This window comes from Corynebacterium sp. Marseille-P4611, assembly GCF_916618765.1.
GTDB classification, from domain to species: domain Bacteria; phylum Actinomycetota; class Actinomycetes; order Mycobacteriales; family Mycobacteriaceae; genus Corynebacterium; species Corynebacterium marquesiae.
This window is the reverse complement of sequence record NZ_CAKAKD010000001.1, coordinates 1-12,658: the sequence shown is the minus strand read 5'-3', so window position 1 is coordinate 12,658 and position 12,658 is coordinate 1. Positions and strand designations below refer to the sequence as shown.

General features: G+C 54.4%; 6 protein-coding genes and 3 rRNA genes. 8 read left to right on the top strand and 1 reads right to left on the bottom strand.

All coding sequences use genetic code 11. From position 1 onward, the window contains the following. Positions 1-555: 555 nt before the first annotated feature. From LG376_RS00045 to LG376_RS00020, 6 genes are all read left to right on the top strand, one after another. Positions 556-2,073, top strand: a 16S ribosomal RNA gene (locus LG376_RS00045). A 458-nt stretch (positions 2,074-2,531) separates the two neighbouring features. Continuing rightward, a 23S ribosomal RNA gene (locus LG376_RS00040) occupies positions 2,532-5,600 on the top strand. Between the two features lie 127 nt (positions 5,601-5,727). Then, a 5S ribosomal RNA gene (rrf, locus tag LG376_RS00035) occupies positions 5,728-5,845 on the top strand. The 16S, 23S and 5S rRNA genes sit together here, the layout of an rRNA operon. A gap of 96 nt (positions 5,846-5,941) precedes the next feature. Continuing rightward, positions 5,942-6,169: a tRNA 2-thiouridine-synthesizing protein gene (locus LG376_RS00030; protein ID WP_225745777.1), complete on the top strand. Its 228-nt coding sequence runs from the start codon at positions 5,942-5,944 to the stop codon at positions 6,167-6,169. Positions 6,170-6,231: 62 nt separating this feature from the next. Then, positions 6,232-7,457, top strand: a protein-coding gene (locus LG376_RS00025; protein ID WP_100619247.1) for an IS3 family transposase whose coding sequence is annotated in 2 segments (ribosomal slippage) — positions 6,232-6,511 and positions 6,511-7,457 — 1,227 coding nt in all. Because the reading frame shifts where the segments join, the coding sequence is not laid out codon by codon here. Between the two features lie 67 nt (positions 7,458-7,524). Beyond that, positions 7,525-8,586: a hypothetical protein gene (locus LG376_RS00020; protein ID WP_225745776.1), complete on the top strand. Its 1,062-nt coding sequence runs from the start codon at positions 7,525-7,527 to the stop codon at positions 8,584-8,586. On the opposite strand, the gene LG376_RS00015 is transcribed toward LG376_RS00020, so the two are convergent. Continuing rightward, positions 8,577-9,926, bottom strand: a complete 1,350-nt coding sequence (locus LG376_RS00015; RefSeq protein WP_225745775.1) for an IS256 family transposase — start codon at positions 9,924-9,926, stop codon at positions 8,577-8,579. The genes LG376_RS00020 and LG376_RS00015 overlap by 10 nt on opposite strands. Positions 9,927-10,395: 469 nt before the next feature. Between LG376_RS00015 and LG376_RS00010 the strand changes: the two genes are divergently transcribed. Both LG376_RS00010 and LG376_RS00005 read left to right on the top strand, forming a co-directional pair. Next, positions 10,396-11,625: an IS110 family transposase gene (locus LG376_RS00010; protein ID WP_005324630.1), complete on the top strand. Its 1,230-nt coding sequence runs from the start codon at positions 10,396-10,398 to the stop codon at positions 11,623-11,625. A gap of 283 nt (positions 11,626-11,908) precedes the next feature. Then, on the top strand, positions 11,909-12,550 hold the full coding sequence (locus LG376_RS00005; protein ID WP_225745774.1) for a hypothetical protein: 642 nt from the start codon (positions 11,909-11,911) through the stop codon (positions 12,548-12,550). The last annotated feature ends 108 nt before the right edge of the window (positions 12,551-12,658 follow it).

The window sequence follows — 12,658 nt, the reverse complement described above, 5'->3', positions numbered from 1 at the left end:
AGTTGGTGGGGTTGGGCTAGATTAATCCAAGTCGCCGCGAGGTAGCCGGTTGGTTACTTTTAAGCGAATTTTGTACGGACTTGGTTCGATGATTTGACTTGGTTCATTTGGTTGGGTAAGTTTGTACGGGCCGCCAACGAGAGGTTAACGGTAGGTTAATTTTTTGTGGTGTGTGGATGATGTTTGAGAACTCAATAGTGTGCCAATGTACTTTTTATTTTTTGTGTGCATGGTTGTGTGTTGATTGGTTTGTCTGCCAGCAGGCCTAGTGGTTTGTTGGTTGGTGTGTGCCGGTTGGGTATGTGGAATACGTACCTTTTTTGAATGCTGTTTGGTGTTTCGGCTGCATTGAGATGGATTGGTTGGCATGTGATTGTGTTCAACTTTTGTGGTTTCCTCTTTTTTGCCCCGTCGGGTTGAGGGGACTGTATTTTTCTTTGTAGTAATTTTTTGGACGCCAGCACGGGCTGCATTGTTGTGTGGTTTGTGGTGGTTTGTTCTTTTGTTGGGTTTCGGGCTTTTCACGGCCTGTTTCGGATTTTGTTCTGAAATTTTTTTGTGGAGAGTTTGATCCTGGCTCAGGACGAACGCTGGCGGCGTGCTTAACACATGCAAGTCGAACGGAAAGGCCCTGCTTGCAGGGTACTCGAGTGGCGAACGGGTGAGTAACACGTGGGTGATCTGCCCTGCACTTCGGGATAAGCCTGGGAAACTGGGTCTAATACCGGATAGGAGCCATTTTTAGTGTGATGGTTGGAAAGTTTTTTCGGTGTAGGATGAGCTCGCGGCCTATCAGCTTGTTGGTGGGGTAATGGCCTACCAAGGCGGCGACGGGTAGCCGGCCTGAGAGGGTGGACGGCCACATTGGGACTGAGATACGGCCCAGACTCCTACGGGAGGCAGCAGTGGGGAATATTGCACAATGGGCGCAAGCCTGATGCAGCGACGCCGCGTGGGGGATGACGGCCTTCGGGTTGTAAACTCCTTTCGCTAGGGACGAAGCTTTTTGTGACGGTACCTAGATAAGAAGCACCGGCTAACTACGTGCCAGCAGCCGCGGTAATACGTAGGGTGCGAGCGTTGTCCGGAATTACTGGGCGTAAAGGGCTCGTAGGTGGTTTGTCGCGTCGTCTGTGAAATTCCGGGGCTTAACTCCGGGCGTGCAGGCGATACGGGCATAACTTGAGTACTGTAGGGGTAACTGGAATTCCTGGTGTAGCGGTGAAATGCGCAGATATCAGGAGGAACACCGATGGCGAAGGCAGGTTACTGGGCAGTTACTGACGCTGAGGAGCGAAAGCATGGGTAGCGAACAGGATTAGATACCCTGGTAGTCCATGCCGTAAACGGTGGGCGCTAGGTGTGAGGGTCTTTTCACGACTTTCGTGCCGTAGCTAACGCATTAAGCGCCCCGCCTGGGGAGTACGGCCGCAAGGCTAAAACTCAAAGGAATTGACGGGGGCCCGCACAAGCGGCGGAGCATGTGGATTAATTCGATGCAACGCGAAGAACCTTACCTGGGCTTGACATACACTGGATCGCTGCAGAGATGTAGTTTCCCTTTGTGGCTGGTGTACAGGTGGTGCATGGTTGTCGTCAGCTCGTGTCGTGAGATGTTGGGTTAAGTCCCGCAACGAGCGCAACCCTTGTCTTATGTTGCCAGCATTTGGTTGGGGACTCATGAGAGACTGCCGGGGTCAACTCGGAGGAAGGTGGGGATGACGTCAAATCATCATGCCCCTTATGTCCAGGGCTTCACACATGCTACAATGGTCGGTACAACGCGCAGCGACACTGTGAGGTGGAGCGAATCGCTGAAAGCCGGCCTTAGTTCGGATTGGGGTCTGCAACTCGACCCCATGAAGTCGGAGTCGCTAGTAATCGCAGATCAGCAATGCTGCGGTGAATACGTTCCCGGGCCTTGTACACACCGCCCGTCACGTCATGAAAGTTGGTAACACCCGAAGCCGGTGGCCCAAACTTGTTAGGGAGCCGTCGAAGGTGGGATCGGCGATTGGGACGAAGTCGTAACAAGGTACCCGTACCGGAAGGTGCGGGTGGATCACCTCCTTTCTAAGGAGCTTTTATTATTCGGGTGCAGTTGCACCCTGGTTGGTTGAGTGTGCGAGTGTCATGCTGCCGACCTTATTGTTGTAAAAATTGTCCGGGTGAAACACACACCTTTTAAGGCAAGGCCAAGTGTTTGAATGGCGCTTTGTGACACACGCGCCGTGCACAGTTGTAAAAAGTAATTTGTTTGTATGTTGGTGCATTGTTGGGTGTCTGGGGCATTATTCCCCTTTTTTGTGTGCCTGACCATGAGTCTTGCTGGCACGGTGTGTGTTGGTGGGGTGTGGTTGGGGTGTTGTGTGAGAACTGTATAGTGGACGCGAGCATTAAACACGTATGGATGGGCTGCATTTTTGTGGTTTGTTTGTGTGTGTTTGTGTGATTTCTTTTTTCTTTAGTCAATTTTTTGTCAAGTTCACTTGTGTGGCCACTGCGTGTATTTTTTGTGTGTGGTGGTTTGTGTGTTCGTTATTAAGGGCGCATGGTGGATGCCTTGGCATGCTGAGCCGATGAAGGACGTGAAAGGCTGCGTTAAGCCTCGGGGAGTTGTCAATTAAGCGTTGATCCGAGGATGTCCGAATGGGGAAACCTGGCCCTGGTTATGTGGGGTTACCCTTCAGTGAATTCATAGCTGTTGTGGGGGTTTACGCGGGGAAGTGAAACATCTCAGTACCCGTAGGAGGAGAAAATAATAATGATTCTGCTAGTAGTGGCGAACGAACGTGGATGAGGCTAAACCGTGTGCATGTGATACCTGGTAGGGGTTGTGTGTGCGGTGTTGTGGGCCCCAACGTGCGGTGACTGCCATCATCGTGCTTGTGTGTTGTTGTTAGGTGAAGTGGTTTGGAATTACCTGCCGGAGAAGGTGAGAGTCCTGTAGTTGAAGACAATGGCATGCAGGTTGTTGGGTTGCCCGAGTAGCAGCGGGCTCGTGGAATCTGTTGTGAATCTGCCGGGACCACCCGGTAAGCCTAAATACTCAGTGTGACCGATAGTGTATTAGTACCGTGAGGGAATGGTGAAAAGTACCCCGGGAGGGGAGTGAAATAGTTCCTGAAACCATGTGCTTACAATCCGTCAGAGCACCTTTTGTGTGTGATGGCGTGCCTTTTGAAGAATGAGCCTGCGAGTCAGCGGCATGTCGCGAGGTTAACCCGTGTGGGGTAGCCGTAGGGAAACCGAATCCTAATGGGGTGTCAAGTGGCATGTCCTGGACCCGAAGCGGGGTGATCTACCCATGGCCAGTGTGAAGCAGCTGTAAGAGGTTGTGGAGGCGCGAACCCACGTAGGTTGAAAACTGCGGGGATGAGCTGTGGGTAGGGGTGAAAGGCCAATCAAACTCCGTGATAGCTGGTTCTCCCCGAAATGCATTTAGGTGCAGCGTCGTATTATAGCTTGGTGGAGGTAGAGCGACTGGTTGGTTGAGCGGGACTACAATCTTAGCAATGTCAGCCAAACTCCGAATGCCACTAATTGTGTTGTACGGCAGTGAGACTGTGGGGGATAAGCTTCATAGTCGAGAGGGAAACAGCCCAGATCGCCGGTTAAGGCCCCTAAGGGTGTACTAAGTGGAAAAGGATGTGGGATCGCGAAGACAGCCAGGAGGTTGGCTTAGAAGCAGCCATCCTTGAAAGAGTGCGTAATAGCTCACTGGTCGAGTGGTTCTGCGCCGACAATTTAGTGGGGCTCAAGTACACCGCCGAAGCCGCGGCAAACAATTTTTGTTTGGGTAGGGGAGCGTCGTGCATGGGTGGAAGCGTTACCGTAAGGAGGCGTGGACTGTGTGCGAGTGAGAATGCAGGCATGAGTAACGAATTGATAGGTGAGAATCCTATCCGCCGGATGACTAAGGGTTCCTGGGTCAAGTTCGTCTTCCCAGGGTGAGTCGGGACCTAAGGCGAGGCCGACAGGCGTAGTCGATGGATAACCAGTTGATATTCTGGTACCCGTACATGCGCGCCCATGATGAAGCACTGATACTAACCACCGCGGATGCACTACTGGTACTCTTTGAGTGTTGGTGGTGTTGATGTCGTGGGGCCTGATGTGTGGTTCAAGTGATGGGGTGACGCAGTGAGGTAGCCACGCCACTTAGTGGATTGGTGGTGTAAGCGTGCAGACCGTGTGGTAGGTAAATCCGCCGCACATATGGTTGAGGCGTGATGCGTAGACCCATTGGGGTTGATGGTGGTGATCCTGTACTGTCGAGAAAAGCCTCTAGCGATGTGTGTGTATGGCCCGTACCCTAAACCGACACAGGTGGTCAGGTTGAAAATACTAAGGCGTTCGGGTGAACTGTGGTTAAGGAATTCGGCAAAATGCCCCCGTAACTTCGGGAGAAGGGGGGCCTCACGGCGTGAGCACTCTTTGCGGTGTTAAGCGTTGTGGGGTCGCAGAGAATAGAGGGAAGCGACTGTTTATCAAAAACACAGGTCCATGCGAAGACGTGAAGTTGATGTATATGGACTGACGCCTGCCCGGTGCTGGAAGGTTAAGAGGACCGGTTAGTCAACTTTGTTGGCGAAGCTGAGAATTTAAGCCCCAGTAAACGGCGGTGGTAACTATAACCATCCTAAGGTAGCGAAATTCCTTGTCGGGTAAGTTCCGACCTGCACGAATGGCGTAACGACTTCTCTGCTGTCTCAACCACAGGCCCGGTGAAATTGCACTACGAGTAAAGATGCTCGTTACGCGCGGCAGGACGAAAAGACCCCGGGACCTTCACTATAGCTTGGTATTGGTGTTTGGTTCGGTTTGTGTAGGATAGGTGGGAGACTGTGAAGCCGTCACGCTAGTGGTGGTGGAGTCGTTGTTGAAATACCACTCTGATCGGATTGAGCATCTAACCTTGGCCCATGATCTGGGTTGGGGACAGTGCCTGGTGGGTAGTTTAACTGGGGCGGTTGCCTCCCAAAATGTAACGGAGGCGCCCAAAGGTTCCCTCAGCCTGGTTGGCAATCAGGTGGTGAGTGTAAGTGCACAAGGGAGCTTGACTGTGAGACAGACATGTCGAGCAGGGACGAAATTCGGGACTAGTGATCCGACACCTACTTGTGGATGTGGTGTCGCTCAACGGATAAAAGGTACCCCGGGGATAACAGGCTGATCTTCCCCAAGAGTCCATATCGACGGGATGGTTTGGCACCTCGATGTCGGCTCGTCGCATCCTGGGGCTGGAGTAGGTCCCAAGGGTTGGGCTGTTCGCCCATTAAAGCGGCACGCGAGCTGGGTTCAGAACGTCGTGAGACAGTTCGGTCTCTATCCGCCGCGCGCGTTGAAACTTGAAGAAAGCTGTCCCTAGTACGAGAGGACCGGGACGGACGTACCTCTAGTGTGCCAGTTATCCCGCCAGGGGTATCGCTGGTTGGCTACGTACGGAAGGGATAACCGCTGAAAGCATCTAAGCGGGAAGCCTGTTTTAAGATGAGGTTTCGTTAAGGTCCCCTAAAGACGATAGGGTAGATAGGCCAGACCTGGAAGCACTGTAAGGTGTGAAGGCTACTGGTACTAATTGACCACAACAAACACCAACACACTAGGTGTAACTCAACAAAAAAATAATAGAAAAAGAAACAGTCACTGTCGTGACCGCGTCCACTATGCAGTATCTGACACAACACCCGAAAGCACACCTAAGGGTCGGTGCTTCGTATGTTTGTCGGTGGTCAATAGCTGCAGGGAAACGCCCGGTCCCATTCCGAACCCGGAAGCTAAGCCTGCACACGCTGATGGTACTGCAACCGGGAGGTTGTGGGAGAGTAAGTCACCGCCGACACCAAACAACAACAAACAACAAAATAATGAAACAAGAAGGGAAGGAGACGGCCAAGCCACCGTCTCCTTCCTTTTACGTTTTGCTATTCTCCTCACCATGGACCAAAAGCAAATTTCTTATGTGGCGGACCAGGTTGAGCAAGGAATTCTTGGACTCGAAGGCGTCGATAAGCTCCTGGCTTATTTGGATAGCTTGCATCCGGATGATTTGGTCGGCGTGGATTTCCTCGTTGACCGCATGTTTGAGGAGGAGCGTAACCAGGTATGGGAGCTCACGGAAACGCTGAAGGAGTTTCACGCGGATTTGAAGGAAAGCCTGAAGTAGTGCAGACGCTTGTTGAAGCGTCCTGGGTTTAGTTCCTACCTCAGCTAAGGAAGGATTGAACTATGCCTAGAAAGTATTCCGTCGAGTTCAAGGAGAAGGCGGTCCATCAGATCATCGAAATGGTCCGCCTGGAGTCTTGCTCACTGCAACGCGCCTACACGGAGGTCGGTGAGCTGCTTGGAGTATCTCACCACACGTTGCGGGCCTGGTACCGTGACAGCGCCTCAGTACGCGATAATTCTGACGCTTCAGGCGGCGAAACAATGGAAGAAGAACTCAGGCGTCTGCGCCGCGAAAACCGCGAACTGAAACGAGCAAACGGGATTCTTAAAACTGCTTCGGCTTTTTTCGCAGCGGAACTCGACCGACCCACGACCAAATGATCTCCTACATCGACGCGTACAAAGATCAATTTGGGGTCGAGGCCATCTGCCGAGTCCTTAAACAAGCAGATCGTGGATTCATTACTTCACGCGGCTACCGCAAAGCCACCACACGTGTTCCCAGCGCAAGAGCCTTAAGCGATAGCCTTCTCATCCCAGAGATACAGCGTGTGCATGCGGAGAATTTCTCGGTCTACGGCATCCGCAAAATGTGGCACGCGATGAACCGCGAAGGCTTTCATATTGGTCGCGACAAGACCGCACGTCTGATGAAACTTGCAGGTGTTTCTGGCCGCAGACGTGGGCGAACCCCAATAACAACGGTAAGCCCGAAGACACCGGATCATCGCCCGGACCTAGTGCGCCGAAACTTCCGTGCGCAGGCACCAGGCAGGCTTTGGGTTGCCGACATTACCTACGTTCGCACCCTGTCAGGATTCGCCTACACCGCGTTTGTCGTGGATGTCTTCAGCCGAAAAATTGTTGGTGTTGCTACACGCTCGACAATGCGCACCGATGCGCTGCCCATGGAGGCATTGGAACATGCGTTAACGACTGCAGGACGAATCCATGGAAACCAACTAATTCACCACAGCGATCGGGGCAGCCAGTACGTGTCACTGAAGTATTCCACCGCGCTAGCTGAGTCAGGAATCCGCCCGAGTGTGGGAACAATCGGCGATTCTTACGACAATGCACTAGCCGAAACAGTCAACGGTCTCTACAAGGCGGAACTGATTCATGCCCAGGGCCCGTGGACGTCGGTCGGAGAAGTCGAACTGGCCACCTTGCGGTGGGTGCATTGGTGGAACACTAAGCGACTTCACGAAGCATTGGACTACGCCACCCCACAGGAAGTAGAAACCGAGTACTATCTCACCCAGCCCATCAACACAGGGCCGTAAAAGAAGCGGAACTAAACCCAGGACGCTTCATGTCGAAGCAACCAACACCCTTGTAAACCCCTCAGGTTTGAATCTGACTGACCCCGACGATTCACGGGCGTACGCCGACCAGGTGTGGCAGGCGGGTGTGCTTTTGAATTTGGCAATTGATGAGCCTCAACACCTGCCCAGCGAAGGCGTCAAGTCAATAGAGCCTTGCGACGTCTTCCCGGTCGCGCAACGGGCGCTAGAAGAGGTTCTGCTACAGTTGCCGCTGGTTAATGATCTAGTTGGGTCCGTGATCTGGTGCGCGGGGCGCTTGGCCCAGGAACTACCTCAGGCCGCCCAATTGGCCCAGGTTGACGGTCTGCGCTTGGCCGAGTGGCTTTTGGGCGTTCTCGAGTCGCCGTATGCGGAGCAGGTTTATATCGACCCCGTACAGTACGCGGAGGCTTTAGGACCTGAAGGCCTCAAAGAGCTGCGCGAGCGTGCGCAGGGTGAGTATGTCGGTCGTCGGTTAGCGGTGCTTTCCGGTTCTGTCGAGGAGGTAGTTCGTACCCACACGGACGGATACGAGCAGCTCATTAGTGGGCTTTCGGAGATCGGCCGGTTCGACCTTGCTTACACGTACTCGGAAGAAGCGATGCGAATCCTCCCCGCTGAGGAAACGTTCAACATTGCTGGTGGTTGGGCCGCGATTACCGACGTCCACTTTCCTCACCGCAGCCCTTACGTCAATGAGCGAGTTTTCGACGCGTTTCCACGGCTTTCGACAGTGAAAGGTCTTTTTGGGGCGGTGGGGGATAGCGCAGTGGAGCACATCGAGGCTCGGCTGCGTGATAAGCCCTGGGATCTTGCAATGTTTCAGTATCAGTGCCTACGCGATCCGAAACGAGCATGGGCGACAGCCTCGGACGCCGGGCTCCAACGCAATGTGGCAGAACTACTTCTTCCGCACCTGCCGGTCGAAACCATTCCCGTTCTTATGCAGCTTATCGAGGAGAAGCTGGAAACAGAAGATGCCTATGGTCGCGACCAAGCGTATGGGTTGCTCGGGAAAGTTCAGAAAGCAGCTGAGCCGGCTTTATTTGAGGACTTCTTAGGTGAGAGTGTCCGATTCTTTGTGTGCGGGGGCTTGGTTTACAAGTAGTCCGCGAATCGGTTGGGGTAAGCCACGGCTAGTTGGTTGATGGCTTGTTTCCACCCGGTGGCTTTCGCTCCTTCAATATAGCCGTTGCACTCAATGTTGCGCTTTGCTTTCTTCGCTCGCTGCGCAGCGCGCTTGTCTTCGATGTTGCAGATCATCAGCCAAAGCGTCTTCAGCGCTGCGGTATCGTTCGGGAACTGGCCCCTGTTACGGGTAGCTTTACGCAGTTCAGCATTCAGCGACTCGATCGAATTGGTGGTGTAGAGCACCCGGCGTGCCGCCGGCGGAAACTGTAGAAACGGCACGAACCGCTCCCAGGCGTCGCGCCAGACTTTGACCGACTGGGGGTATTTCCGGCCCAGTTCACTGGCTTCGAACGCATCCAAGGCGGCACGTGCGGTGTCCTCGTTTGCGGCCGTGTAGACCTCACGCAGCGCCCGGGAGACACCTTTGCGGTCCTGATACGACACCCACCTGTTGGCCGCCCGAATCAGGTGCACGATACAGGTTTGCACCATGGAATTCGGCCAGGTTGCCTCAACTGCTTCAGGCAGGCCTTTGAGCCCGTCGCAGCACACGATGAACACGTCTTGGACACCGCGGTTGGCTAGATCCGCACACACCGATGCCCAGAATGCGGCGCCTTCATTGTCGGCGATCCACAATCCCAGGATGTGCTTGATGCCGTCCATATCGACACCAACCGCCATGTAGCAAGCCTTGTTGACCACGCGGTGGCCGTCACGGATCTTGACGCGCAGCGCGTCGAGGAAGATCACCGGGTAAAACTCGTCGAGCTGGCGGTTTTGCCAGATCATGACCTCGTCCAAGACCGCATCGGTAATGGTGCTGATCGTATCCGGGCTCATATCCACCCCAAGCGTGGTTGCGAGATGGTGCTGAATATCGCGCACGGTCATCCCGCCGGCGTAGAGCGAGATAATCATGTCGTCGAGTTCTGTGAGCCGACGTGCACCCTTGGGCACCATGCGGGGAGTAAACGTGCCGGCACGATCCCTGGGCACGGTCACCTCAACTGCGCCGTAGCCAGAATTGACGGTCTTGGTGTACGACCCGTTACGGTGATTATTCTCCTGTGCGGTTTCGACCTGGGATTTCGCTTTGCGGTCGCAATGGCCGTAGCCCAAGTGCGCATCCATCTCCGCCTTAAGGCCAGCGTTGATCGATGCCTGTAGCAGGCCTTTGACCAGCTCGCTTGCATCATCAGCGGAGCTCGACAGCTCGCTAATCAAGCTGGCGATTTCAGAATTTTCCATCAGCTTCTCGCTGATCTCGTTGACCCTCGCCGGGTCATGGTTCTTCTTCGGTGACACCGTAGTCATTATCGGTGAAACTCCTTCTAGATCAGAGCCTCACACACAAACTTCCTGACGCTGATAATGGGAATACAGGATCGGAACCACGTGGAATGACCCACTTCTTGACTGGCCATGATCTCCTCATGTGCCTTCAGCGTGATCTGTCTTCCATGTTAGTTCCGACCCTGTACCGCAATCTGNAACTTCCTGACGCTGATAATGGGAATACAGGATCGGAACCACGTGGAATGACCCACTTCTTGACTGGCCATGATCTCCTCATGTGCCTTCAGCGTGATCTGTCTTCCATGTTAGTTCCGACCCTGTACCGCAATCTGGTGAATCCGCCCATGACCTTATAGGAGCGTGACGTCTCCACCGTGACCACCCCGGCAGGTGTCTAGTGTAGTCGTCCCATCAGCGTCTTGTCTGCCCGGAAACCCCGGATCGCGGGTCACCCGCACGTTTGCTCACAGACAGGACCTGATCCCCAATGTCTACCACTTTCGACTGCCCCACCGGCCCCGTTGCCGGAATCGACACCCACACCGATACCCACACTGTTGCCGTTATTTCGGACACCGGCCGGCACATCGCCACCGACACCTTCCCCGCCACCAACCCTGGCTACGTGGCGATTTCAGAGTTCATGGCAACCTACGGTGTCACCACCGTCGGTGTGGAAGGAACCAGCTCCTATGGAGCAGGCCTGACACGCCACCTTCGCACCCAGAAATACTCAGTCGTAGAAGTCTTACGCCCTACCCGGGCCGTTCGACGCCGGGACGGCAAATCAGACCCCGTTGATGCTGTCGCTGCCGCCCGCCAGGTGCTCACCGGGGAAGCCTTAAGCATCCCGAAAGACACTTCCGGGCCAGTGGAATCCCTCCGTGGGTTGCAGATCACCCGCCGTCAGCTCGTGATGACAGCAGCGAAACTGATGACAACGATCAAATCGTTGCTGGTCACAGCACCCGATGAGATTCGACGCCGCTATAGTGCGATGTCCACATTGGTCATGGTGGAGGCCTTGTCCCGGTGCCGACCATCAGCTGACCTGGCCGACCCCAGAAATGGGGTGCTCCTCGCGTTGAAGACATTAGCCACCACCTATCGTGATTTACAGAAACAGGGTACGCAGCTGGAAAAACACATCAGTATCCTGGTTGAGATGATCAATCCGCATGTGACCTCGATATTTGGGTGTGGTTCCGTGGTGGCTGCTGATCTGATTGTCAGTGTGGGGGATAATCCAGGCCGGATTCACTCCGAGGCAGCATTAGCTCATCTGTGCGGGGCCGCACCGATTCCGGCTAGTTCTGGACGGACTCATCGGCACCGTCTCAACCGGGGTGGTGATCGTCGGGCGAATTCTGCGTTGCATCGGATCGCGTTGGTGCGGATGCATCATGACCAACGCACCAGGGACTACGTAGCCAAACGCACCAAGGAAGGATTGTCGAAAAAGGAGATCTTACGGTGTCTGAAACGCGCCATTGTCAGGGAGGTCTACCGGGTGTTGTGCTTGGGTCAGGCCGTTCTTCCAACGGGCCAGGTAGAGGTTGATGAACTCAAAGCTCGACGGATCGAGAGGCAGTTATCGCAAGCCCAGGTTGCTGAAAAACTCGGGTGTGCCCCGGCGAGAATCAGTGATATCGAAACCGGCAAGCGCCCTTTGCCGGAGTTGAGGTTGGCTTATGAAGAACTTCTCAAATCAGCTTGACACAACATAGGAGCATCACCCTCTCTTAGGTCGCCTACAGCGGAAGTTTGCTGACTGCCCTGAAATTCGCAACCAGCTTGCCGACGCCGCCCAACCCTAAACCATTGCTTTTACCCCCGTTGCCGGTTGTGGTGCGACTCTGGGGATCCCTGCGGATTTAGGGTATCCTATTCGAACATAAACACCCCCACAGGGGTCACATGTCCACCAGCCGGGATACTATAAAGGCGCTCGTTAGAAAACATATACGAACCCTGTTCTTCTCTGCTGGAGTGCCCCGTCCATGACTGCCACACTAAGCCCACCCGAACCAGATACCACCCTCGACTACCCAGACGCCCTCCTCATCACGGACCACCCCGACGCGGGCTACGACAACGAAGGCGACCAAGACGTTCCGGAGGCGTTCTACACCACCAACGCACCCGGCAACCACATCGGCAAAGCCGGCACCTACACACGCAAAACCTCCTGGTTCCTCTACCGCGCCATCCTCCCCCAATTAGACGAGGATGTTGACCTCAGCCTCACCAGCCTTGCCAAAGACCTCGGCATCTCCTACCACAAGCTGCTAGGTTTCCTGCGTGCTCACTTCCGCATGCGCCAACTACCCCTAGTCACCGAAGTCCAAGGCCAGCACTGGATACTCGACCTGATCAAACTGCGCATCATCGATCGCGAACTCAACAGGCTTGAAGATAACCCAGAGCATCTTGAAGCCATCGACGCCGCACTCGCAGACTTCCTCACCCCCACCACACCCAACCAAACAGTACCCACCGACGCGGATCTACGCCGCTTCATCCGTACCTTCATCGATACCCACCTGCGCCCCGAAGACAAAGAACAACAACCCGAACCGCGTCTGCGCATTAACTACAACCCGGATAACACCACCACACTATCTGAAGCGTCCTGGGTTTAGTTCCGCTTCTTTTACGGCCCTGTGTTGATGGGCTGGGTGAGATAGTACTCGGTTTCTACTTCCTGTGGGGTGGCGTAGTCCAATGCTTCGTGAAGTCGCTTAGTGTTC

Coding starts and splice junctions, on each gene's coding strand:
- LG376_RS00030 (WP_225745777.1), top strand. CDS start 5,942: ATGGACCAAAAGCAAATTTCTTATGTGGCGGACCAGGTTGAGCAAGGA.
- LG376_RS00010 (WP_005324630.1), top strand. CDS start 10,396: ATGTCTACCACTTTCGACTGCCCCACCGGCCCCGTTGCCGGAATCGAC.
- LG376_RS00015 (WP_225745775.1), bottom strand. CDS start 9,926: ATGACTACGGTGTCACCGAAGAAGAACCATGACCCGGCGAGGGTCAAC.
- LG376_RS00005 (WP_225745774.1), top strand. CDS start 11,909: ATGACTGCCACACTAAGCCCACCCGAACCAGATACCACCCTCGACTAC.